This is a genomic window from Oceanospirillum multiglobuliferum (assembly GCF_900167095.1).
Taxonomy (GTDB): domain Bacteria; phylum Pseudomonadota; class Gammaproteobacteria; order Pseudomonadales; family Halomonadaceae; genus Oceanospirillum; species Oceanospirillum multiglobuliferum.
In genome coordinates, this window is sequence record NZ_FUXG01000002.1 from 156,988 (window position 1) to 181,368 (window position 24,381).

The following is a 24,381-nucleotide window of genomic DNA, read 5'->3' on the forward strand; positions in this document are numbered from 1 at the left end:
AGCCCTGCATAATTTATCAACGGCTCGCTTGTTTAAATATTGTTTTTCTCTATCCCTAGGTGTATTGATGACTGAGCACGATTTTAATCAGCAATTGTTGGCTTTTTTAGATGCTTCGCCAACACCATTTCATGCGACCCAAAAAATGCTTGAGCAGTTTTTAGCTGCAGGCTATCAGTCTTTAGATGAGCGTGATACTTGGTCATTACAGTCAGGTGGTCGCTATGTGGTTACACGCAACGCTTCTTCTTTGGTGGCCTTTACTTTGCCTTCAGACCCTGTTGTAACAGGTTTTCGTTTGATGGGCGCGCATACCGATAGCCCTTGCTTAAAAATAAAAACACAGCCAGAACAAGTCACAAAAGGTTATTTACGCTTAGGTGTTGAAACCTATGGTGGTGTTTTGCTGAGTACTTGGTTTGACCGTGACTTGTCGATTGCAGGTCGCGTTTCTTATCAGTCGACAGCAGGTGAAATCAAACATCAGTTGATTAACTTTAAGCGTCCGGTAGGTGTAATTCCAAATCTGGCGATTCACTTAAATCGAGAGGTAAATAATGGTGTTGCGATTAATGCGCAAACCCAGTTGCCTGTGATGGTGATGCAGCTAGGTGAAGGCGAAAAGGGTTCTTTTAATGAGATTCTTTTGCAGCAGTTGCAAACGGAAGGTGTGTCAGATGCTGAGCAAATTTTAGAGCATGACTGTATTCTGTTTGATACTCAAAAAGCAGCCGTTGTGGGTTTGCAGAATGATTTTATAACGTCGGCGCGCTTGGATAATTTGCTGAGCTGTTTTATTGGTATGCAGTCGATGTTGTCTGGTGGTGATGCAGTAGCGTCAGTATTGGTTTGTAATGATCATGAAGAAGTAGGCAGTTTAAGTGCTTCTGGTGCGCAAGGGCCGTTGTTGAAGTCTATTCTGAAACGAGTGGCTCAAACAGAGGAGCGCTATCAGCAGATGATCGCCGCCTCTATGATGATCTCTTGCGATAATGCTCATGGTATTCACCCTAATCATGCTGCTTTACATGATGATAATCATGCGCCGCTACTCAATGCGGGGCCAGTGATTAAGCTAAACGCTAACCAGCGCTATGCTTCGAATAGCGAAACCTCTGCTTGGTTTAAATGGGTTTGCCAGCAAGCTAGTGTTCCAGTGCAAAGCTTTATCATGCGCAGTGATTTGGCTTGTGGTAGTACCATTGGCCCTATTACTTCTGCTGAGCTAGGCGTAAGAACGGTTGATGTGGGTGTGCCGCAGTTTGCAATGCATTCAATTCGAGAGTTAGCAGGTACGAAAGACGCTTATCATTTGATGAAGGCTCTGGTGTACTTCCTGCAAATTGAACGTATCTAAAGTGAAAATCTCTCAGCCAAGGAGGGTTGAGAGAGGTTGATGAGGTTTGTACTTGATATGAAACCGATCAGCCTGAAGTACTGGTGCACCAATTCTAGACGAAAAAAAACCGGTGTTAACCGGCTGATTAGAAGGTTGGCTCCCCGAGCAGGACTTGAACCTGCGACCAATAGATTAACAGTCTACTGCTCTACCGACTGAGCTATCAGGGAACTGTGCTTAACCTTCGAGAGCGAATTATACAGATCAAAAAATATGAGTCAACACCAAATTTTGTTGTTTTGATTATTTTTTAAAGATTATCGCCTTGGCAGGACTCAAAATATCCAAAATTAATGGTACTATTAATTTATCAGCATAATTTTTCAGATGTGGTACATCATGAGTACTCTAAAAGTATTGTTAATATATGTAATGTTGTGTCTTAGCATTCCATCCTACCTCTATGCATCAGAGAAAACAGAGGCGTTAAATGCATTAAAAGATAAAGCTCTATTTTATCTTGCGCAGGGTCAAGCTGAAAAAGCATATCAAACTCTAAAACCTGCAGAGCTGGCCTACTCTGGAGATGCTCAGTTCAACTACTTGTTAGGTATATCTGCAATTGATGCAGGACACCCTGGTGATGCATCTTGGATTTTTGAGCGAGTAGTGGCGGTAATGCCTCATCATGCTGGAGCTAGAATGGGTATGGCTCGCGCTTTTTTTCAGCTTAAAGATTATGAAAATGCTAGAAAAGAGTTCTTGTTGCTAAAAACGATGTCACCTCCTGAATCCGCGTCTCAAGCTATTGAAAAATATTTAGCCGAGATAGATCGTATCACAGAGAAAAAATCCACTTGGCTATTTAATGGTCTGGTCTACTCTGCTGTAGGTCACGACTCAAATGTTAATGGTGCCCCCACCTCTGAGAAAATTCTGCCTGCACCTTGGATGCAGTTGTTTCTAACTGTTTTAGGTAGTCCTGATGGTACGATTGCAATAGACCAAGAGAAAAGCAGCGCATATTTAGAGGTTGGTACGTCCAATAAGGCGACTTATAAAAAGCCTGAAACTTGGTCTTTTTGGGGGCAAGTCAAGGCTAAAAACAAAGAATTGCAAAGGTATAATGAGTTCTCATCCAGAAACATTGAGTTGGCAATAGGCTCTCTTTGGGTAAAAGATAGCCATAGTATCAATAGTGAGCTGGGGCTGAGTTATGTATGGCGAGGCTCAACTCTAAACAATAAGATACTTAGCTTACAGAGCAGCTATAGTTACTCTCTCAATCCAAGAACCCTAGTGGGTGGCTATCTATTCTTAGCGGACCAACAATACTTAGAGTCTAGTAGCAATAACGGAGTGTTAAGTACAGTAGGGGTTAGTGGTAGCTATATTTGGGGGCAGTATCGTCCTGTTGTACTGCAGGGTAATTTTTATGCAGGCCAAGATAAAGCTGTTAGCTCGCGCCCAGAAGGTGATAAGTCTCTTTTCGGCAGCAGAGTTGGATTGCAGTTTATTTACAATCAGCAACACTCTTTTAGTACGAGCGTCTCCTGGTCAGATAGCCGATATGCGAAAGAAAATAGTATTTTTGAGAAAACGCGCACAGAACAGCAGTTAAGTTATGCATTAGGCTATACTTGGAGCGTCAACAAGTCATTTTCTCTAAGTACAAGAATCAGTCGAAGTGATACTGACTCGAATATTGCGCTTTATGATAGTGAAAAGAGTGAGATTTTTCTGCGAGCAGATTACGTTTATCAATAACAGAAATGTTTAACATTGAACTATTAGTGACTACTATGATTTCTAAAATCGCTATAGATGCCAGAAAAATATACCAAATTCCATTGTTACTCATCGTTTTTAGTGGTTTTGCGTGGGCCGGTGAAGCAGGCAAAATTTTATTTGTTCACGGTAAAGTAAATATCATTAGCGCATCGGGTGAAAGTAGGCTGGCGGAGAGAGGCGCTTCCGTCTTTGAGGGTGATAAAATAGTTTCTGAAGCAGCCAGTAGCATGCAGTTGAAAATGATCGATAGCGGCTACTTAGCAATTCGTCCATCAAGCGTTATAAGGCTTGATGAATATCGTTTTGAGCAGAAGGAAAACGATACTGCGCAAGCATCACTTTTGAAGGGTGGTATTCGCTCAATTACAGGTGTAATAGGTAAAACAAAAAAAGAGAGCTTCAAGCTTAGAACGCCTGTCGCAACTATAGGTATCAGAGGAACTGACTTAGAACTTTACTACTTACCACAGAAAAGCCGTGCGGGTTCAGTCAATGGTGCGTATTTAAGAATTAACTCTGGTCGAGGTTATATTCAAACCCAAGCAGGAGTGCAGTTTGTCAGCTCAAATCAGGTTGCTTTTGCAACGAATAGCCAACAGCTACCTACACTGATTAATAATCCACCAAAGTTTTTCAATGACCCAAATGAGGACCCTCTCGCTGATACTGGAGGTGAAGGCTCAATAAGTGATGAAGGTGAGGCCAATCCCCGTCAAGTACCACCTGAGGATGTTCGTAGTGGAAATACCACGCCAGACTCAACTAGTTTAAATGCAAAGCCGAAAGCTAAAGAGCGCTCTGAACCTAGTGTTGTAAATTATAGTTTACCGCCGGACATGCAAGAAAGCTGGCGTATTAATGATATAGAGGAACCTGTTGAGGTCAGCTATCACGAGCCAACATTTTCTGTTGTCGACAATACCGTTAAAGATATTGAAAATAAAACGCCTGATACCACAAACGGTCAAGATCCAGGTGTGATTGATGGAGAAGCACCTAAGGATCCAATTGAAGTCAGCAAACCTAAAGGAAGATATAACTACTCAACTAAGCCTAGCTTTTCTGGTCAGAACCTAAGTGATAGTAGTGAAGCCGCACTGGCTATTGATTTTGATAGCGGTATTGTGAACTACAGCCTGTCTTTATTCTTTAAGCCTGAAGCAGGTCGACAAGTGGCAAAAGCTTCTTCAGAGAATGGGGGGGAATGGTCATTTAAAGGAACAGGCAATATATCAGATCTAAATACCAGCGGCTTAGTATTAAGTGGTTATTACCTCGACTATACCGACCAGAAAAAGTATAGCGCTGGTGGTGTATGGAAAGGAATGTTCACAGGTGACAATGCTGAGAGCTTCACAGGCTCTCTTGATCTCTTTACGCTGGATAACAGTCTATCATTTTCTGGTACTAGTACATCGACTAATCGTGATCAGAGCACTATTAACTTTCTCAGTGGTTTCAGCGAGAACAGTAACAATATTGTTGGCTATATACAAAGCGATAAAAACAGTGACGTATTAAGTAACTATCAACTCTGGCAGGAAAATGGACAACTTGTGGCTTTAGTTCATAAAGCTAATCAAGGACAGCTTCTTGCTGATAGTGCTGTTGAAAAAGGCCTTTTAGCAGGTGGTGCAACCGTAACGTGGGGGCACTGGCAAACAGGCTGGAGTACATTTGATGGCCAAGACTTATTGCCGCAAGCCACGCCTCTTCACTATATATATGCTGACAACTTAAGCGATAGTGCTGTACTTAAAGATAGGCAAGGTACCTATCTCTTTAATAATATAGACAGCTCCGTTAGTAATAGCCTCAGTGAGATCAGTACCTTATCCGGTGACTTAACAGTAGATTTTAGCACTAAGGAAGCGCATTTAGAGTTTGTGAGCAAATTTAGCCAGAGTAGCTGGAGTGCGGCCGGAAGGGGCAGTATTGCCAGCTTACAGTTGGGGGAGTTCTCAATATCTGGGCTACGTACTAGCATACAGGACAGCACTACTGAGGCTGCATCAGGCAAAGTCCTTGGCCAATTCTCAGGTGAAAATTTAAATAGTCTATGGGGGCATTTTAGCTTAACAAGTCCGACCGACTATCTAAGTGGTGTATATGCCTTCAGTAATCCAAAGCTAATTGACTATCTAGCTGATCTAACTCTAGCTGGTTCAAAACTAGGCTACTTGCTAGAAGGACCGTCGGTAAGTAGCCTAGATGACTATGATTTGTGGCAGAGTGATAACATGCTTTTGGGCGCTGTTAACAGAACATCTCAAGAGCAGAAAGTCACCAAAGTTACAACTCAGAAAATAGTGCCCTCGGGAGAAAGTAGGGTCGTTTGGGGAAGTTGGCTGCAAGGTTGGAATCGTATTAACGACCAAGTACTGACTCAGCACCTCACTCCTATACAATATATATACGCCGATAGCTTAAGTGATAACTCAATTATTACGAATCGTTTAGGTACTTATAGTTCCAGTCATATTGACGGTATTGCTTCTAATAGTATCGCAGAGCTTGGAGATCTTTCTGGCAATGTTAATATTGACTTTAGTGCACATAGCGCAGATTTAGATATTTTAAGCAACATTGGCAATGATACTTGGACTGCATCTGGAAAGGGGCCAATTAGTAGCTTGCAGGCTGGTCAGTTTGGGCTAATAGGGCAACGTAAAAATAACCAAAATGACTCTTCAGAGGATGCCTCTGGACTAATACTTGGACATTTCTCTGGTGCAAACTTAGATACTCTTTGGGGGCACTTCCGATTAACCAGCAATACAGATCAACTTAATGGCGTATATGCATTTAGTGACTTCAACTTAGATGGATATTTATCTGGCCTTAAAAAAGATGACCGAACGATTACTGGATATTTGTTAGAAGGAAAGCATCTAGGTAGCTTCAGTAACTATCAAATATGGAGCGCTGATAATCTACTACTAGGTATAGTCGAAAATTCATCTGGAGCCCAATGGGTTACCAACAAAGCAACCCAGCAAAGTTTAGCTGTTAATAGCTCAACAATTACTTGGGGTAGTTGGAAAGAAGGTTGGTCTATTTTCGACACAAAAGAGCTCATACCAAAGCAAACTCCCCTTCATTATATATATGCGGATAGCTTGACTGATGCGTCATTAGTGACTGCTCGAGGAGGTCTTTACAACTTTAATCAGGTTGATGGGACTAGCTCTGATAATGCAGGAACCTTTGGTAATGTACAAGGTAGTCTGAGCATTGACTTTAGTAATCAGCAAGCAGACTTAAGTCTTTCAAGCCAAATGAATGGGATAACTTGGAGTGCATCAGGCAAGGGGAGTTTAAATAGCCTGCAGTCAGGGGGGGTTGCGTTGGAGGGGAAACGCACGAACACCGCTCAAATAACCTCTACTGAATCGGTTACAGGTAGCGCTATTGGGCAGTTCTCAGGTAACAGTGCAGACAGTGTATGGGGGCGCTTCTACCTTTCAAGTAATAGTGATCAATTAAACGGAGTTTATGCTTTTAGTGATGCAAAGCTACATAACTACCTTGCAGACCTTAGTCAAGTATCTGATACCGCATATGGGCATGTGCTAGATAACCACAGTAGTAGTAATTTGAGTGCTTTTCAAAGGTGGCAAAAAGACGGCTTACTTTTAGGCTTGGTCAATGGTACAACGCAAGAGCAATGGATAGCGGAAAACACGACGCAACAAAGTATTTCTGGAGGAAGTGCACTTGTCACTTGGGGTAGCTGGCAGCAAGGCTGGAACCGAGTTAATGACCAAGCACTTAGCTCACAGACAACTCCTATTCAGTTTATTTACACCGACAGTCTAACTGACAGTTCTGTTGTTTCTAATCGCCAAGGTATATATAACTTTAGACAAGTTAATGGGTCTGCAAGTAATAAAGCTGGAGAGCTAGGCGGTCTATCAGGGAGTCTGAATATTGATTTTGGCAATCAGAAAGTAGGGCTAAATCTTTCTAGCCAGTTTAGCCAAAGTAGTTGGGCTGCCTATGGTGCGGGTGGAATAAATGAACTTCAGTCGGGTAATTTTGCACTCAGTGGCACATTCTCCAATATACAAAAAAATACTTCGGAAACTGCTACAGGCCTTGCTTTAGGACAGTTTTCAGGTGGACAAGCTGATATGTTATGGGGGCAATTCTCTCTTAATAATCAATCCCAATCAGATAAATTGAGTGGCTTGTATGTGTTTTCTGACTCTGCTGTAGATACTGTCATAACCCCTTCTTTAAAAGAAGAGGACTTTATTATTCAGCTAAGCTCTAACGGTAGTCGCTTATTGGAAGCGGGTTCAGATGTGGTTACAGCTTTCAACTACGATGGAGGCTTGTATGCTGTTAGCCTCCCGACTGCTGCAAATAATAACTCTTTAACTTATAAAAATTTATCACCTAGCACGGCTCAGTCTTTCTCATACTCTGATAGCTATGACATCATGCGCTGGGGTTTTTGGTCTACTTACAGCCGTCATGATGGTGTTGATACAGATAGCCCCCTTTTCTATAGCATGATTGAGAACCTTAACACGCCTAGTATCGACTCAAAATTACTAGTTAGTCAGCGCGTAGACTATACGCTTGTGGGAGGATTGATCTTTAGTAAATCAGGCGGGGAGCTTTTACTCGATAATAGCTTGACTCACTTAGGCTTAGACTTTGCGTCAGGTGTGCTAGGAATGTCGCTCAGCATGAACTCTAGTGATGGCCTAGAACAGTGGACGCTTGGTGCTGAGGGTAATTTGTCAGGTCTATCTATGCATGAGCCTATTGATATTAACTTATACGGTACTGTTGAATATTCAGCTCAAGATATTGCAGGCAATGATAGTAGCCCAATGAACTATGATATTGTTAACGGTACATGGCATGCATTATGGGGAGGAAGTTCAGGGCAGTTCTTTATTGGTGATATCTCTCTTTCTTCTGAACAAAACTCAAAGATAGCCGCAGAAGGTGTCGTAGCATTCGCAGGGGATGTATTAAGCTACCCCAGCGCTAAAGATGTCAAAGGTATGGACTTGGTTGGTCTAGCTTCAGTGCAAATAACAGATGGTCAAGGAGTAAGTGTTTCAGCCCACGCGCTAAAGTCAGGCAATAGTAACAATGACTTTCACTTGAAATCTGCAACAGACTCAACTCTTATGAGCTTTAGGGAAGATAATAACTGGATAACTGTACGAGAAGAGCTAGCAACTCACGTCAAAAATAGCTCATCGTATACATTATCTACTAGTGGAATAGCTGTTACGCAATCAACTCAAGTTGCAGCTAACATAGGAGACTTCACTACAGATGATGGGCAGAATACAGTTAAAAGTATGACAGGGAATAATGTTGCTGAAGTAAACTGGGGGCGTTGGGCTTCTAGTGGCAATAATAGCTTTGATACAAATATCTCACCTTATAATGATGTTCAGGCGTTGCATTATATCTATGCATCTAATCCAACTTCACTCGATACTGTCATTAATAAAGTAGGTGTCAGCAACTATCTTTTTGCAGGTGGTACAGCTCCGACGTTATTGAATAATAATGGCTCATATGTTGGAACGCTGAACAAATTTGGTATTGAAGTTGACTTTAGTGGGCAATCTTTAGCTGCAATGCTTGATTTGACTTTAAATGGCAATACCTATACTGCAATTGGAGGTGGTGGTATATCTGAATTCTTAGAAAGTTCTGGTATTGCTTTGTCAGTGGAGCAAGAAAGCTCCGTTGTTGGAGGGGGGAGTTTAAATGGTCTGTTTGTTGGCTCAGATGCTGAAGGCATTATTAGTCAATACAACTTGTATGTACCTAGCGGCTCCATCAATGGTGCAGCACTGCTACAACAAATTACCCATTCTCTATCACAGACGTCTCCACCTTAATGTTATTTACTAGTATGCGTAAACACACCGTCCCAATTATCACCGGGCGGTGTGTCTCGATATAGCTGAATTCGCTCAAGGTAAACACTGTATAGCAGATGGTCTTCATCTGATTTCAAAGCGTCAAGCAGGCGCTCGGCGTGGCCCCACTCTTGTTTTCTAAAATGCTCCAGCGCGGTATGAAATAGGGAGACTTTATCTTCTAGTTTCTCGTCAATTTCTGTTTTCAGCCCTATCGGCTCAAAGATTGCGACGGGTTCATGCTTACCTTTTACCCGTACCAGATCAAGCTGACGGTACAGGTATTCTGGCGCTGCATCAGCGGTGGTTTCACTGACCATAAGATCAACGCCATACTGTTTAGTTAGTCCCTCAAGACGTGAGCCAAGGTTAACGGCGTCACCCAGTACGGTATAGGCCATACGGAACTCAGATCCCATGTTGCCAACATTCATCATGCCGGTGTTGAGTCCGACCCCTATTTTCAGCTCTGGCCAACCTCGCTTTTTAAACTCAGGCCCTAATTCGTGCATCACTTGTACCATCTTTAACGCCGCTTTAACGGCGTGACTGGCATGCTGTTCATCTTTCAGAGGGGCACCCCAGAAGGCCATGATCGCATCCCCCATGTATTTGTCGATGGTGCCGCGATAATCATGAATAACACCAGTCATAGGGGTGAGAAACGCATTCATTAAGCGGGTGAGTTCCTCTGGATTTAACCCTTCTGAAATGGTGGTAAAGCCACGTACATCTGAGAACAGAACGGTCATGTCACGACTTTCACCCTCCAATGTGATGCTGCTAGGGTCTATATTCATTTCGTCCACTAACTCAGGTGGAATATATTGGCCAAATAATTTGGACAATTCTCGCTTGCCCTTTGATTCAACCAAGTAACCGTAAGCCAGTTGATAGCCTACAATCAGTATCACCATTAATAATGGAGAGGCTAAAGGGAATACCCACTGATAGTCGATCCAAAGTAACATGTTTCCATACCAAACTCCGGCCACAACAATAGTTGATACGACCAAAATAAGCATTGGTGATAAACGGGATAGACTAAAGGTTAGCAATAGACCTAAAAATAAAAGTAAAAGCAGTTCTGCCCCGACAGTATAGGTTGGTTGCTGCTTAAAGGATTGATGCAGAATACCTGCGATTAGATTGGCGTGAACCTCTACTCCTGGATAAACACTTTGTACAGGAGTTGTTCTAAGGTCTAGCAGGCCTGGAGCACTTGCGCCAAGCAACACAATAGCACCTTGTAGTTTCTCTTTAGGTACGGTTTGTCGGAATACGTCGATAACGGAGACATATTCAAAAGTACCTCTGCCACCATAATAAGGCACTAATACTCCAGATTGGTTATCCACTGGTATTTTAAAGCCACCTACATTTAACCCCTCTAGAATTGGGTTGCTCTCATCACCGCTAATGATCAGCTCAACTGGAGGCATACCCAATACACTTCTAATGACACCTAATGATAAGGATTGATAGTACTGACCTTTATACTCTTGCATCATTGGCACTCTGCGGAACACACCGTCAGCATCAACCAATGGGTTGTCAAAAAAACCACCGCTTATGGCATTGTTTTGTAAAATGGGTTGATTGCCAGAAAAACGCTTGGCTTGAGGGATAGGAAAATAGCTAGGTGGTATACGGCTAATTAATTCTAGTGGTTTAGGCAAGTTACCAACAGAAGGTACTTTTTCTTCAGACTCTCTATCTAAGTAAAAACCAGTGATAGCGGAGGTTTGTGCCAGTATTTCCGCCAGCTGTTTATCGCCATCCATCTCTGCCATCAAAGGTCTTAAAGTGGGTGCTAACTCTGGACGCTGTTCTAGCATTTTCTCCAGCGCTTCTGTTGCCCCTCGTCGATCAGGCTCTGCAAATACAATATCGAATCCCAACGTACTGATTTCATACTCTGCAAATAAGATATAGAGCAACTCTGCCACGTATTCTCTTGGCCAAGGGTATTGCCCAATTTCACGCAAGCTGGCTTCATCGATATCAATGATTAAGACCTGAGGGTCGCCTGTTTTGGGTAAGGTTAAATTGATTCTCAAATCATATGCGATCTGTTCTAAACGGTTAATGAAGCTGATCGACCAATAGCCAGAGGCATGAAAAATAAAAAGTGTCATGATGGCGAGCCCACCAAGCGGACGTATCAGGCGACGCAAGAGCTTCTTAAATGCTGGCATAGAGAACCTGTGGCTGAAATGAGAGGATTATCTTGGATCAACATAAACGCAACGTTTTGACTATACCAGATCGGACTAAAATTATAGGGTGAAAAACCATAATCATGATCTGGCGCTATAGTTTGAGGTTACATTTTTCATATATGTATTTACAATGCATAATTTATTGAGCTCTGGCAGACGACCTGATATGCACCACTTACCCTTGAGTACATTAGTTCCATCAACGAGCCTAACCGCCCTCTCAGATGAGACTGTTGTTGATGTCATTGCCAAAATGTATCAATTAGGCAGCAGCAGTGTCGTTATTCTGGATCAGAATCATCATCCTGTCGGTATTTTAACGGAACAAGATGTGGTCGCGCTATTTGCACAGGATGCAAGTTTATTGCAAGCCAAAGTGCAATCGGTATGTAGTAACGCGCTTGTGACGGTACTGGCTCATGAGTCTTGTCAGCAAGCGTTGCGGCTGATGACTGAGCGCCAACTGCGTCATTTGGTGCTGCTAGATGAGCAGAAGAATTTTTTGGGTGTGATCAGTGAGGACGAGTTGATCCACCATATGACATCTGTCCCGATGCAGATTGCTCCATTGGTGAAAGAGGTGATGAGCACCTGTGTGCAGCAATTGGGGCCAAATTGTAATCTACAAGATGCGTTATGTTTGATGCGTCAGCAACGTATCAGCTGTGTGGTGGTGACAGAAGCGCAGCGTGCGATCGGGATTTTAACCGAACGAGACATTGTTTATCTGGCTGCCCAGCAAGCGCAACCACAACAACTGCTACTGCGAGAAGTGATGCACAGCCCAGTATTGTCTGTGGTCGGCGATCTGTCTGTACGTGATGCTGCTTTTTTGATGGAGCAGAAAAAGGTGCGTCGCTTTGTGGTTGAGGAGCAATCGCAGATTAAAGGGATTATCACGCATCACGATATTTTACGTTCAATGCAGCGTGCTTATGTGGAGTATTTAGAAGCAGAGCTTGCATTCAAAGAGCGGCAAATCGAAGAGATTTCAAACCACATTCGACAGTTTGATGAGCAAAAGCTGTTGCGCAGTTTGATGTTTCAGATCAGTGACAGCATCTATGTCATTGATGCTGAGACAGGCGATATTTTGGATGTGAACCAGCAAAGTTGTGCGCAGTTAGGGTACAGCCGAGAAGAGTTGCTGAAGATGAAGCTGCCTGAACTTTCTACGGCGGCGCTGACATCCAATATTTTCAGCGTTATCAATCAGCAAATTCGAAAGCAAGGCTTTGCCTTGGTTCAAAGTCAGCATCGACATAAGAGTGGAGCGTTGATTCCTGTTGAGGTCAAGGTCAGTCAACTGCACTTGAGTGATCGAGTGATCAATATTGCAATTGCGCGAGATCAGAGTGAGCGCCTTGCAGCAGAGCGGGCCCTACGAAATAACGCGGCTATTTACCAAGGTGTTATCAGTACAGCGTTAGATGGTTTTTGGATGACGGACACTAACGGCAACATTTTAGATGTGAATCAAGCCTATTGTGATATGTCGGGTTTCAGTCGTGAAGAACTGCTGAGTATGCGCATTTTTGACATCGACAATTTAGAAACTGAGACCGACACTCTGACGCGTATCGCTAGTATCAAAAAAGTCGGTCAGGCTAACTTTATATCACGTCATCATACAAAATCGGGCGTGCCTTTTGATGTTGAAGTGAATGTCACTTACTGGCCTGAGCAGGGGGGGCGTTTTTTCGTTTTCTGCCGCAATATTACCGATAAACTGGCCGCAGAAGCGTATTTGAAACTTTCGGCGACTGTATTTGAAAATACCAACGAAGCGGTAATGATTGTCGGGGCTGACTATAAAATTCAACGGGTTAATCATGCCTTCAGTGTTATGACAGGATATAACGCTGAAGAGGTGATTGGACAGTCGGCGTCTTTATTACAGTCGGGATTACACCCTAAAAGTTTTTATGAAGAGATGTGGCGTCGAATCATCTGTGACGGTCACTGGCAGGGTGAAGTTATTAATAAGCGTGTGGATGGTACGACCTATCCTGAGCTTCTGAATATCAGTGTGGTGAAAAACTCTGAGGGCGAAATCAGTCATTATGTGGGTATTTTTGCGGATCTATCGAAGCAAAAGGCGTCTGAAGATAAGTTAGCTTTTTTAGACTATCACGACCCGCTCACGGGATTGGCAAATCGAAAGACCTTGATGTTGCGTCTGGATCATGCGATCAGAAATGCGCAGAAAAACAAAAAGCAAGTGGCGCTGTTGTTGATCGATTTGGATCGTTTTAAAGATGTGAACGACAGCTATGGGCATGTGGTTGGGGATGAGCTGCTCAATCGAGTCGCACGTGTCTTGGATACCGAATTGAGCGATATCGATACTTTGGCTCGACTGGGTGGCGATGAGTTTGCTTTGCTGGTCGATGAGGTCGATAGTGTGGAGTATTTGTCGAGTTTGGCATCGCAAATTATCCGTCTGCTCAATAAGCCTTGGTCTCTTTCCAATAATGTCACGGTGACCATTGGTGCCAGTATTGGTATCAGTTTGTCACCACAAAATGGTCACTCCGCTAATCAACTGCTGCAACATACTGATGCAGCGCTCTATCAAGCCAAAGCGGATGGTCGCTCTCGGTTCTGCTATTTCTCTGAAACCTTGACACAGGAAGCCCGTTATCGGGCTGAGCTGGAAACTCGGATGCACAGGGCGCTGAGACGGCATGAACTACAGGTTTATTTTCAGCCTCAAATCGATATTAAAAGCGCTAAGCTGACAGGGGCTGAAGCCCTTGTACGCTGGCTTGATCCAGAGCAGGGCTTATTGTCTCCTGTGCACTTTATCGATCAATGTGAGCAAAATGGTCAGATTATTGCGCTAGGGCGGCAAATTCTAGAGATGACCTGTCAGCAAGGTAAAGCTTGGCTTGATCAGGGGTTTGCGCCGATTAGTTTGGCTGTCAATTTATCTGCGCGTCAGCTGAAAGAGCCACATTTGTATCAAGACTTGGTCGATATTCTCACCGCGACACAGTATCCCGCTGAATATTTAGAGTTGGAGCTGACAGAAAGTGCGTTGATGATGCATGAGCATGAGGTGGTGCTACTGTTAGAAAAAATTAAGGGGCTGGGTATTCGCTTGGCTATTGATGATTTTGGCACAGGTTACTCCTCTTTTGCCTATCTCAAACGTTTCCCAATCGACGTGTTGAAGATTGATAAAAGCTTCATTGATGATATTCCGTATAACCATGAAGGCATGGAGATTGTTTCCGCCATTATTGGTATGGGGCACACATTGGGGTTTGAGGTTTTGGCAGAGGGCGTAGAGACTGACGCGCAGCTGGCATTTTTAGCGCTGAAGCATTGTGACCAGTATCAGGGCTACCTCTGCAGTAAACCAATAACTGCCGCAGAATTTGAGCAATTGTTATCCGGCCAACAATAGTCAATAGCGTGTATGAAACGCCTTAATCGGGTATACTGCTGCGTCGTTTAATTCTCAAAGAACAGCAGTTTTGGCCTCTTCGGCATCAGGGAGCGCGCACCTATGTACAGTCTTGCCCGAAATCTTCTTTTTCGCTTCTCCGGCGAAACCGCTCATGAGCTGGCCTTAGATGGTCTCAGCGCGGCAGAGCGTTTGGGGGTATTGCCTCTTTTGACCAATAAAATGGTGCAGGCTCCCGTTGAAGTGATGGGGATTCGCTTTCCTAATGCCGTAGGTTTGGCAGCAGGTTTAGATAAAAATGCGGATCACTTAGACGCAATGGGTGCGTTGGGTTTTGGCTTTGTTGAGGTGGGTACCGTAACCCCTAAAGCGCAGCCGGGTAACCCTAAGCCTCGCATTTTTCGAATTCCGGAGAAAGGCGCGATTATTAACCGCATGGGCTTTAACAACAAAGGGGTGCATCACCTTGTTGAGCAGGTGAAGCAGCGTCGTTACTCAGGTGTTTTGGGGATCAATGTCGGTAAAAATCTGAGCACCTCTGTTGAAGATGCTGAGCAAGATTATCTGTACTGTCTAAAGGCTGTCTATGAACATGCCGATTACATCACCGTGAATATCTCATCGCCGAATACGCCCGGTTTGCGAAACCTTCAATTTGGTGAAACCCTTGAGTCTTTGCTGCGTGCGTTAAAGACCGAGCAGACCCGCTTATCGGATCTTCATCAGCGTTATGTGCCAATTGCGATTAAAATTGCACCAGATATGAGTGATGATGAAGTGCGTTTGGTTGCGGGTAATATTCGCAATCAGAAAATGGATGCCGTGATTGCAACCAACACCACACTGGAACGTGCTGCGGTACAGGGTTTGGCACATGCAGATGAAGCTGGTGGTTTAAGTGGTAAGCCTGTTCGTGAGAAGTCGACCCACGTGATTCGGTTATTGGCTGACAGCCTTGAGGGCGATCTGCCCATTATTGGTGTGGGTGGCATTGATAGCGCACAAGCTGCTTGTGAAAAAATTGAAGCGGGTGCCAGTCTCGTGCAGGTTTATACAGGCTTTATTTATGAAGGGCCTGCTTTAATTAAAGATGCGGCAGAGGCAATTGCAGCCTTGCAAGCGCGTCGTCAGTAAGGCAAGGCTCAGAAAATAGAAAGGCTCACAACATGTGAGCCTTAAGTATTTGGAGCGCAGAGCCAGTAAAACGCTGTATTGTTTTATCGGCTCATCAACGGAGTGTTGAGACGCTACGTCATCACAGTAGGATTCTTGTGAATGCCGGCCACACCCGTCATGCCTGACCATGAATCAGACCGACCTTCTCGCCACCCGCTCATCCAGTACTGACGGGTGTCGACATCTTGATTGGGGCACAGGTCGCGGGACTTACCACTCACGCCTGCTTGATAACCACGTACGAAAGCTTTTTGGGCTGGGTCACGTTTTTGTTTTCTCATAGAGTAACGCCTCGTAGCTATTTCTGGGGCCAAACTGGGTGCCTGTTAACATGGCTTGATCAGTTCAACCATCCTTTAGTTGAGTTATTTCCTATGGCAGAAAACCTAGACATCAGGTTTATTTTATCTCCGGTCTGATGTGTGGCTTTCACTAAAACGGATTAAATTGCGTCAATTTTTGCTTAGTCGGTTAAGGTTTAAGAAATGGTTCGGTTTAATCTGGATGAATTCATCATTGTTTGAGTTAGCCATTTGCAGAATCAAAAGGCAACAGTTAAGTTGTAGATGAATTGTTACACTTTGTCGATAACCTTTTTTTCATAATTCCGCAGCCTGTTAGATGGTTAAGGAATAAAACAAAGTGCTCATGAGCAGCATTTTGATTATTTTGGTTGAGAAATCATGGCATTACTAGAATTGTTTTTAACCTGTCCAAAGAGTTTGGAAGGGCTGCTAGCACAAGAATGTGAACAATTAGGTGCAGAATCGGTAAAAGAAAGTGTGGCAGGCGTTTCTTGTCATGCCACTTTAGAGACCGCTTACAAACTTTGTTTGTGGTCACGTTTGGCAAACCGTGTGCTGTTACGTCTGCATCAAGGTGCTGCAGAAACCGCTGATGAATTATATGACACCATTCAACAGGTGAACTGGGATGAGCATATGCAATCCGGTGGAACCCTGACGGTTGATTTCTCTGGTACGAATCGCGAAATCCGTAACACGCACTTTGCGGCCCAACGCGTAAAAGATGCGATTGTGGATCAACTGAAGGATCGTACTGGGTTCCGTCATTCTGTGGATAAAGAGCGTCCATCCATGCGGGTGAATGTGCGCTTACACCATGGCGAGGTGGTCATCTGTCTGGATCTTTCTGGTAACAGCTTACATCAGCGGGGATATCGTTTAGATGGCGGTTTAGCGCCACTGAAAGAGAACTTGGCCGCCGCTATTTTGATTCGCAGTGGTTGGCCTGAGTTGGCTAAAAAAGGTGCGCCTTTATTGGACCCAATGTGTGGTTCTGGCACCTTATTGATTGAAGCCGCGCTGATTGCTATGGACCAAGCTCCGGGGCTCAACCGTAGTCACTTTGGCTTTTTTACATGGAAACAACATGATTTCGACCTCTGGCAAGAGGTGGAAAAAGAAGCGGATATTCGAGCAGGCTTAGGCCGAAAACGTTGGCAGGGCCTGATCTATGGCTATGATGTCAGCAATAAAGCACTAGATGCTGCTCGCAAAAATATCCGCCGAGCAGGTCTGGATAAAACGATTCACGTGACCAAGAAAGAGTTGGCTTATTTTGCTCAGCCTACCCATGCCGGTGTCTTAGAGGCAGGATTGGTGGCTACTAACCCTCCCTATGGTGAGCGTATCAGTGATATGCCTTCGTTAATTCACCTGTATCGTCATTTGGGTGAACGTTTGAAAGAAGCATTTCCTGATTGGCAAGTTTCAGTGTTCACAGGCAACCCAGACCTGTGCCACAAAATGGGGATGCGTAGCCATAAGCAATACGCCATGTTCAACGGTGCGTTACCTTGTAAGCTATTACTCTTCAAAGTACTGCCTCAGGTGGTGCGTGAGACGGGTGATGATAGCCCCGAAAAAGTGGCTAAGCCGCTGCAAAGCACAGAAGACTTAATTTACGATGAGTCTGACTGGAGCGAAGGTGCGGTGATGTTCGCCAATCGCTTGCGCAAGAATTTGAAACAGCTGAAAAAGTGGCTGAAGAAAAGTGGCGTGCAGTGCTACCGTGCATATGATGCAGATATTCCTGAATACTCTGTTGCTGTTGATGTCTACGGTGATCATTTGCATGTACAAGAATATGCGCCGCCTAAAACCATTGACAGCAGCAAGGCAGAGCGTCGTCTAATGGACGTGATTCAAGTACTGCCTGCGGTTTTTGACATGAAGCCCAGCAATATTCACTTGAAGCAGCGTAAGCGTCAGGCGGGTACATCGCAATATGAAAAGCTGAACCGTAAAGAGCAGATGCTAACGGTACAAGAGGGGCCTTGTAAGATTTTGGTCAATCTTGATGATTATTTAGACACAGGCCTGTTCTTAGATCACCGCCCGATTCGCAGTTATATCGGCGAGCAGTCTAAAGACAAACGGGTGCTGAATTTGTTCTGCTATACCGGAACAGCCTCGGTTCATGCCGCAGTTGGCGGCGCGCGCAGTACAGTCAGTGTGGATATGTCGAAGACCTATCTGAACTGGGCACAGCAAAATATGAAGCTGAACGGTTGTGCCGGGCCACAGCATGAGTTTATTCAGGCCGATTGTACGCAGTGGTTGGCAGACAATGATCGCCTGTTTGACCTGATCTTTATGGACCCGCCGACCTTCTCAAACTCAAAACGCATGGAAGGTGTTTTTGATGTGCAGCGAGACCATGCGCGGATGATTCGTCATGCCATGCGGGTGTTGAGTCCGGGCGGAGTACTGATTTTCTCGAACAATTTGCGCAGCTTCAAAATGGACGAAGGCATTTTAGAGCAGTATGACGTGGATGATATTTCGAAAGAGTCCATTCCAACGGATTTTGCGCGTAATCAGCGCATCCATCACTGCTTTGAAATTCGTTATTTTGACTAAAAATTGACTGAGATGTGCCGCCAAGGACGGTGGCATCCAATCTACCTATAAAATGGAATGTCTCATTAACTTCTAAAGTTTAAGACCTCAAAATGACAAAGAAACTTTATCTATTCACCACAGATGGTTGCCATTTATGCGAAATGGCGTTGGCAATTGTGCAGCCGTTATTGTCAGATACTAAGTGGCAATTAACCTTAGTTGAAATTAGTGAGGAAGCCTCGCTGGTGGAGCAATACGGCATCCGTATCCCTGTACTGTTAAAAGAAGGGGCTATTGAAGACTTAGGCTGGCCATTTGACCAAGAGCAGGTTGTAAGCTATCTAAACTAACTTCGGCCTTTTACTTGAAAGATATAAATAATACACAGGCATGTGTTAACAAACCTAGTAACCAGTAGTGTATATTGAAACTTAATGGTCGTGATAAAGTCGATCTTACAATCGATGGTTTGTTTTCAGGAAATATTCATGCGTGTTTTTTTATACCCTCTCGCGGGTTGTTTGTTACTTCTGACGGGATGTCAGACTTTGACTCAGCAGAAAGCCTCTTCACCCTCTGTCTTGAGCACGCAGGTTGTACATCAGCAATCGGATGAACATGAAAATGCGCAGCCATTATCAGGTCTTGATGCTGAAGGGGTCAGCGAGTTAATCGCGGCAGAGATAGCGGGGCAGCGCAATCGAGTTGACCTTGCTCTTCAGTTATACCTAGAACAGGCCAGTCGTTTAGAACATCCAGCGTTGGCACAGCGTGCCACTTATATTGCTCAATATCTGCGAGACACTCAAGCCGCGCTAGATGCGGCAGAGCTTTGGAGCGATATGGACCCTAGCAGCGTTGAAGCGCATCGGCTTAGTTCAACACTATTGATTCAACAGGGTGAGTCACTAGAAGCTTTTGAGCATCAGTCGGCACTATTTGCCCTGAATGAGCAAACGCACTTTGCTTATTTGGTTGCACAGAGCCAACACAGTGATAGTGCTGTGCATGAGGAGCTGTTGCTAAATCTTAATGAGTTAAAAACACAAGCAAAAGAAAATGTTGATATTTTAACGGCCATTGCTCAGCTACATATTTTTGCAAAACGTCTTGTTGAAGCTGAGGTAGAAATTGATGCGGCTTTAAAGATAAACCCGAAGCAAGAACAAACTCTAATCTTAAAAGCAGGCCTGCAAACTCAAACAAAAGGTATTGATGCAGGCATATTGGTTTTGCAGGCTGCAGATAAAGCGCTGCCAAATAGTTTGCGTATCCAGCTGGCACTAGCACGTAGTTATGTGAAGGTAGAGCGCTTAGATGAAGCGCAAAATATTTTTGCCAATCTATCAGAAAAACACCCGCAAGATGGGCAAATGATGCTTTCACTAGCCTTGGTGATGATGGAAAACGGCCTAAATGCTCAAGCAGAAAAAGAGTTCGAAAAGCTCATTGCCAATCAACAGCAAGTAGATCAGGCTCATTTCTATTTAGGGCGAATTCACGAACAAGATAATGATGTTGATGGCGCTATATTTCATTATCAAGAGGTGAAAGGTGGCGAAGAGTTTTTACAAGCACATGCTCGCGCGACTCGTTTGCAAATTGAAGCAGGTAGGATTGAAGATGCACGGGTGCATTTGGCGCAGATCCGTCTTGCACAACCTGAGCTGGCAGATCAACTCTACCTGTTAGAAAGCGAAGTTTTGCAGAGTCTTGATCGAAACCAAGAGGCTTATGAATTGTTGTCAGAGGCGCTTGAAATGAGTACGCAGAGCGATGAACTGCTTTATCAGCGCGCTATGATTGCGTTTCGACAAGGGCGGATTGCTTTAATGGAACAAGACCTGCGTAAAGTTCTGGAGCAAGACCCAAACAACGCAACCGTATTGAACACCCTAGGTTATACCTTAACTGACTACAGTGAACGCTATTCTGAAGCCTTAGAGTTAATTAAAAAGGCTTTTGCTTTAAAGCCAGGGGACCCTGCAATTATGGATAGTCTGGGTTGGGCGCACTATCGTTTAAAAGAGTATGAGCTGGCTGTTGATTATTTAAGCCAAGCTTATGGGCAGATGCAAGATGCAGAGATTGCGACCCATCTAATTGAAGTGTATTGGGTGATGGAGCAAAAGGAGAAAGCGCAACTTTTGTTGCAGGAAGCTTTACAGCTATTTCCTGATCATGACTTGGTGATTGACTTACTGAACCGCTTTCCAGCGTTAAATAATACCAATAAAAGTGCTGTACCAGAGAACTCTATCCCTCAAGATAAAGTACTAAAGGTAATCCCCTAATGAGCATGATCTCTAGTGTATTTTTACTCAGATCCTTGGTTTTTTTGCTGATATTGATGCTGTTATTACTGGGGGGCTGTGCATCAACAGAGGTGCTAAAGCCAACAGGTGAGAGCTATATGCAGCGCCATAATGACGAGCGTACCAAATTAACCCATTGGCAAATGAATGGTAAAATTCGTGTTAAAACAGCAGATAGCTCCGATAGTGCCAATCTACTATGGCAGCAAAATGGACAACAGTATCGTATCATTCTAAGCGGCCCTTTTGGTCAATCTGGGGCTACAATTCAAGGCGATCCTTATCAAGTTCAATTACTGCTGCCAGAAAAGGGAGCCTATCAAGCTAGTACACCAGAGCAGCTGTTGCATGATTATTTTGGTTGGAATCTACCGCTGAGCCATCTTTTTTATTGGGTACGTACTTTGCCTGCACCGTTGTTGCCTTATCAATCGAACCTAAATGAGCAGCAGCAACTGGCACAATTGATACAAGATGGCTGGGAGATTCGCTATGACCGTTACCATGAGGCGCTTAAGCCAATGTTGCCCGGCCGGATGAAAATTAGCAAAGGTGATTTACAGCTTACATTAGTAATCAACCAGTGGCAGCTAGAGCCTGATTTTGCACAGCTCAGTTCATTCAGATAAACCTTTCAATTAAGATTTTTCTTTAACATGACAACCGCTTCTTTCAATCGACAGTTTTCTGACGGCCAAATATCGCTCATGCTGCCTGCGCCAGCTAAATTAAATTTGATGCTTCATATCGTAGGTCGCCGTACAGATGGTTATCACTTGCTGCAATCTCAGTTTCAGTTTTTAGATTACTGCGACAGCCTACATTTTCAGCTCAATGACAGTCAGCAGATTAAGCTGGTTAGCTCAATTGCTGATTTGCCGACTGAAGACAATCTCGTTGTTAAAGCTATACGTAAACTTTTAGCCTTTAAAAACATTGAGTTACCTTCAGGTGTAGATATCCGCTTAGATAAGAAAATCCCAATGGGTGGCGGTTTAGGTGGTGGTAGCTCTAATGCTGCAACCACTTTATTGGCACTAAATCATTTGTGGTCTCTTGGTTTATCTATCGATCAACTGGCTGATATTGGCTTGAGTCTTGGCGCGGATGTACCTGTTTTTGTACATGGTTTTGCAGCTTGGGCTGAAGGTGTGGGCGAGCGGTTAACACCAATTGAGCTAAAAGAACGTTGGTTTTTGGTCATCACTCCTACGTGCCATATCTCAACACAGGAAATTTTTTGTCACCCAGAATTGACAAGAGATACCGAAATCATGACAATTACGCGCGCACTTGATCAGGGTGGCCACAACGATTGCGAGGCAATTGCTCGAAGTCTCTATAAAGAGGTTGATGAGGCAATTATCTGGCTGAGTCGGTTTGCACCGGCACAGATGACAGGAACAGGCGCTTGCGTATTCGCAGGATTTGATGATGTTGATCAGGCTAACGCCGTCTATCATCAGTTGCCGAATCACTGGCACGGCTTTGTGGCTCAAGGGAAAAATACCTCCCCATTACATAAGACGCTTGCTGAAATCACGCTTTTCAGCGCGCCGTAATTAAAACTGATCTTTTGACTGTTGGGGTATCGCCAAGTGGTAAGGCACCGGTTTTTGGTATCGGCATTCCTAGGTTCGAATCCTAGTACCCCAGCCATATTTCTACAGAACGTCCGCTTACTCCCGTCAGACTGAATCCAAAGGTAGTTGCTCGTGTCAAAGTTAATGGTGTTTACGGGGAATGCAAACCCCCAGTTAGCCCGAAAAGTTGTTGATTGTCTGGACATTCGTCTGGGTGATGCCACTGTTGGACAATTCAGCGACGGCGAGATTGCCGTAGAAATCAATGAAAACGTGCGCGGTAAAGACGTTTTCGTGATTCAGTCGACTTGTGTGCCAACCAATGACAACTTGATGGAACTGATCCTGATGGTGGATGCGTTGCGTCGTGCTTCTGCACAGCGTATTACCGCAGTAATTCCTTACTTTGGTTATGCCCGTCAAGATCGTCGCGTACGTTCTGCCCGTGTTCCTATCAGTGCAAAAGTGATCGCTGACATGATCGTTGCTGTAGGCGTTGACCGTGTGTTGACTGTTGACTTGCATGCTGATCAGATTCAAGGCTTCTTTGATGTGCCGGTAGATAACGTTTACGGCTCGCCAATTCTGCTAGATGATATCGAACGTCAGTGCTACGAAAACTTGATCGTAGTCTCTCCAGACGTGGGTGGTGTAGTGCGTGCGCGAGCTATCGCTAAACAGCTTAACGATGCTGATCTGGCTATTATTGACAAGCGTCGTCCGCAGGCTAATGAAGCACAAGTAATGCATATCATTGGTGATGTTCAGGATCGTACCTGTGTGCTGGTTGATGACATGGTCGATACAGCGGGCACTTTATGTAAAGCTGCTGCCGCATTGAAAGAACATGGCGCTAAGCGAGTTGTGGCCTATGCAACACACCCTGTTTTGTCGGGTGCCGCTATTGATAACTTGCGCAATTCTGTTCTTGATGAATTAATTATTACCGATACAGTTCCACTGAGTGATGCTGCACTGAAGTGTGGCAAGATCCGTCAGTTGACTTTGTCTGGTTTGTTGGCTGAAGCGGTACGTCGCGTCAGCAACGAAGAATCTATCAGCGCGATGTTCCGCTGAAATTAACTGTTTTAAACCGAGCGCTAACCTCTGGTCGCGGGGGTTAGCGTTTTCTTATAGTAAAACCGAGGAAAGTCCTATGACAGATTTCACTTTAAACGCTGTAGTTCGCAGCGACTTGGGGAAAGGTGCGAGCCGCCGCCTACGTCGTCTGGAAGGTACAACTCCAGCTATCGTTTACGGCTTGGGCAAAGCTCCAGTTTCTATCACGCTAGAACAGCGTGAGCTACTGGTGAAACTGGAAAATGAAGCATTCTACACTCATATTCTTGAGCTGAATGTGGAAGGCGGTGAGAAAGAGCAGGTGATCCTGAAAGCTCTGCAACGCCACCCGTACAAGCCTATCGTAATGCACGCTGATTTCCAGCGCGTTGACGAAAGCTGCAAAGTGGTTGTTCATGTACCAATTCACTTCACTAATGAAGCGAACTGCAAAGGCGTTAAAACTGGCGGCGGCGTGATCCAGCACCACCTGTCAGAAGTTGAAGTACGTGCACTGCCAAGCCAGTTGCCAGCGTTTATCACTGTTGATATGACAGCGATGACTAAAGGTCAAACAGTTCACCTGTCTGATCTGAAACTACCAGCAGGCGCAGAGATCGTTGCTCTTACTAAAGGCGCAGATCACGATACTGGCGTTGTTTCTGTTGTTGCGCCAAAAGGTGCTGCAGCTGAAGAGGCTAGCGCGGAGTAATCCCG

At 44.4% G+C, this 24,381-nt stretch carries 14 protein-coding genes and 2 tRNA genes; 13 read left to right on the forward strand and 3 right to left on the reverse strand.

All coding sequences use genetic code 11. The features are described from left to right. Positions 1–67: 67 nt before the first annotated feature. Complete coding sequence (locus tag B5D26_RS02105) at positions 68–1,357, forward strand: M18 family aminopeptidase (protein ID WP_078744039.1); 1,290 nt, start codon at positions 68–70, stop codon at positions 1,355–1,357. A 136-nt stretch (positions 1,358–1,493) separates the two neighbouring features. On the opposite strand, the gene B5D26_RS02110 is transcribed toward B5D26_RS02105, so the two are convergent. Next, a tRNA-Asn gene (locus tag B5D26_RS02110) sits at positions 1,494–1,569 on the reverse strand. A 169-nt stretch (positions 1,570–1,738) separates the two neighbouring features. On the opposite strand from B5D26_RS02110, the gene B5D26_RS02115 reads away from it, so the two are divergent. Together B5D26_RS02115 and B5D26_RS02120 are read left to right on the forward strand one after the other, a co-directional pair. Then, positions 1,739–3,106, forward strand: a complete 1,368-nt coding sequence (locus B5D26_RS02115) for a tetratricopeptide repeat protein (RefSeq protein WP_159445560.1) — start codon at positions 1,739–1,741, stop codon at positions 3,104–3,106. A 35-nt stretch (positions 3,107–3,141) separates the two neighbouring features. Next, positions 3,142–9,009: a FecR family protein gene (locus B5D26_RS02120; RefSeq protein ID WP_159445561.1), complete on the forward strand. Its 5,868-nt coding sequence runs from the start codon at positions 3,142–3,144 to the stop codon at positions 9,007–9,009. A 2-nt stretch (positions 9,010–9,011) separates the two neighbouring features. On the opposite strand, the gene B5D26_RS02125 is transcribed toward B5D26_RS02120, so the two are convergent. After that, the gene (locus tag B5D26_RS02125; RefSeq protein ID WP_200810605.1) at positions 9,012–11,168 is read right to left on the reverse strand and encodes a CHASE2 domain-containing protein; all 2,157 of its coding nucleotides are present in this window, start codon (positions 11,166–11,168) and stop codon (positions 9,012–9,014) included. A gap of 250 nt (positions 11,169–11,418) precedes the next feature. Between B5D26_RS02125 and B5D26_RS02130 the strand changes: the two genes are divergently transcribed. Together B5D26_RS02130 and B5D26_RS02135 are read left to right on the forward strand one after the other, a co-directional pair. After that, positions 11,419–14,664, forward strand: a complete 3,246-nt coding sequence (locus B5D26_RS02130) for an EAL domain-containing protein (RefSeq protein WP_159445562.1) — start codon at positions 11,419–11,421, stop codon at positions 14,662–14,664. Positions 14,665–14,766: 102 nt separating this feature from the next. Continuing rightward, entirely contained in the window at positions 14,767–15,798 is a 1,032-nt protein-coding gene (locus B5D26_RS02135; protein ID WP_078744044.1) for a quinone-dependent dihydroorotate dehydrogenase, read from the forward strand. A 113-nt stretch (positions 15,799–15,911) separates the two neighbouring features. Here B5D26_RS02135 and rmf read toward each other — a convergent pair whose 3' ends face one another. Then, positions 15,912–16,121, reverse strand: coding sequence for a ribosome modulation factor (gene rmf, locus B5D26_RS02140; protein WP_078744045.1), 210 nt, complete (start codon positions 16,119–16,121; stop codon positions 15,912–15,914). Between the two features lie 402 nt (positions 16,122–16,523). On the opposite strand from rmf, the gene rlmKL reads away from it, so the two are divergent. From rlmKL to B5D26_RS02180, 8 genes are all read left to right on the forward strand, one after another. Further along, entirely contained in the window at positions 16,524–18,725 is a 2,202-nt protein-coding gene (gene rlmKL / locus B5D26_RS02145) for a bifunctional 23S rRNA (guanine(2069)-N(7))-methyltransferase RlmK/23S rRNA (guanine(2445)-N(2))-methyltransferase RlmL (protein WP_078744046.1), read from the forward strand. A 92-nt stretch (positions 18,726–18,817) separates the two neighbouring features. Beyond that, positions 18,818–19,057: a glutaredoxin family protein gene (locus B5D26_RS02150; RefSeq protein ID WP_078744047.1), complete on the forward strand. Its 240-nt coding sequence runs from the start codon at positions 18,818–18,820 to the stop codon at positions 19,055–19,057. A gap of 138 nt (positions 19,058–19,195) precedes the next feature. After that, positions 19,196–21,001, forward strand: a complete 1,806-nt coding sequence (locus tag B5D26_RS02155; RefSeq protein WP_159445563.1) for a tetratricopeptide repeat protein — start codon at positions 19,196–19,198, stop codon at positions 20,999–21,001. Beyond that, positions 21,001–21,651, forward strand: a complete 651-nt coding sequence (gene lolB, locus B5D26_RS02160; protein WP_078744049.1) for a lipoprotein insertase outer membrane protein LolB — start codon at positions 21,001–21,003, stop codon at positions 21,649–21,651. Before B5D26_RS02155 ends, lolB begins: the two co-directional genes overlap by 1 nt. 27 nt (positions 21,652–21,678) lie before the next feature. Continuing rightward, positions 21,679–22,584 carry a 4-(cytidine 5'-diphospho)-2-C-methyl-D-erythritol kinase gene (ispE, locus tag B5D26_RS02165; protein ID WP_078744050.1) on the forward strand — a complete coding sequence of 302 codons (906 nt, stop codon included), beginning with the start codon at positions 21,679–21,681 and terminating at the stop codon, positions 22,582–22,584. A 22-nt stretch (positions 22,585–22,606) separates the two neighbouring features. Then, positions 22,607–22,681, forward strand: a tRNA-Gln gene (locus tag B5D26_RS02170). 56 nt (positions 22,682–22,737) lie between these two features. Continuing rightward, a complete protein-coding gene (locus B5D26_RS02175) occupies positions 22,738–23,682 on the forward strand; it encodes a ribose-phosphate pyrophosphokinase (protein ID WP_200810606.1) in 945 nt (314 codons plus the stop codon). Positions 23,683–23,761: 79 nt separating this feature from the next. Then, positions 23,762–24,376, forward strand: a complete 615-nt coding sequence (locus tag B5D26_RS02180) for a 50S ribosomal protein L25/general stress protein Ctc (protein WP_078744051.1) — start codon at positions 23,762–23,764, stop codon at positions 24,374–24,376. Positions 24,377–24,381: the final 5 nt, after the last annotated feature.

Excerpts from the sequence above, each read along its gene's own strand:
- B5D26_RS02120 (WP_159445561.1), top strand. The coding sequence starts at position 3,142 with ATGATTTCTAAAATCGCTATAGATGCCAGAAAAATATACCAAATTCCA.
- B5D26_RS02150 (WP_078744047.1), top strand. The coding sequence starts at position 18,818 with ATGACAAAGAAACTTTATCTATTCACCACAGATGGTTGCCATTTATGC.
- B5D26_RS02130 (WP_159445562.1), top strand. The coding sequence starts at position 11,419 with ATGCACCACTTACCCTTGAGTACATTAGTTCCATCAACGAGCCTAACC.
- B5D26_RS02135 (WP_078744044.1), top strand. The coding sequence starts at position 14,767 with ATGTACAGTCTTGCCCGAAATCTTCTTTTTCGCTTCTCCGGCGAAACC.
- ispE (WP_078744050.1), top strand. The coding sequence starts at position 21,679 with ATGACAACCGCTTCTTTCAATCGACAGTTTTCTGACGGCCAAATATCG.
- lolB (WP_078744049.1), top strand. The coding sequence starts at position 21,001 with ATGAGCATGATCTCTAGTGTATTTTTACTCAGATCCTTGGTTTTTTTG.
- B5D26_RS02115 (WP_159445560.1), top strand. The coding sequence starts at position 1,739 with ATGAGTACTCTAAAAGTATTGTTAATATATGTAATGTTGTGTCTTAGC.
- B5D26_RS02180 (WP_078744051.1), top strand. The coding sequence starts at position 23,762 with ATGACAGATTTCACTTTAAACGCTGTAGTTCGCAGCGACTTGGGGAAA.
- rmf (WP_078744045.1), bottom strand. The coding sequence starts at position 16,121 with ATGAGAAAACAAAAACGTGACCCAGCCCAAAAAGCTTTCGTACGTGGT.
- B5D26_RS02105 (WP_078744039.1), top strand. The coding sequence starts at position 68 with ATGACTGAGCACGATTTTAATCAGCAATTGTTGGCTTTTTTAGATGCT.
- rlmKL (WP_078744046.1), top strand. The coding sequence starts at position 16,524 with ATGGCATTACTAGAATTGTTTTTAACCTGTCCAAAGAGTTTGGAAGGG.
- B5D26_RS02155 (WP_159445563.1), top strand. The coding sequence starts at position 19,196 with ATGCGTGTTTTTTTATACCCTCTCGCGGGTTGTTTGTTACTTCTGACG.
- B5D26_RS02125 (WP_200810605.1), bottom strand. The coding sequence starts at position 11,168 with ATGACACTTTTTATTTTTCATGCCTCTGGCTATTGGTCGATCAGCTTC.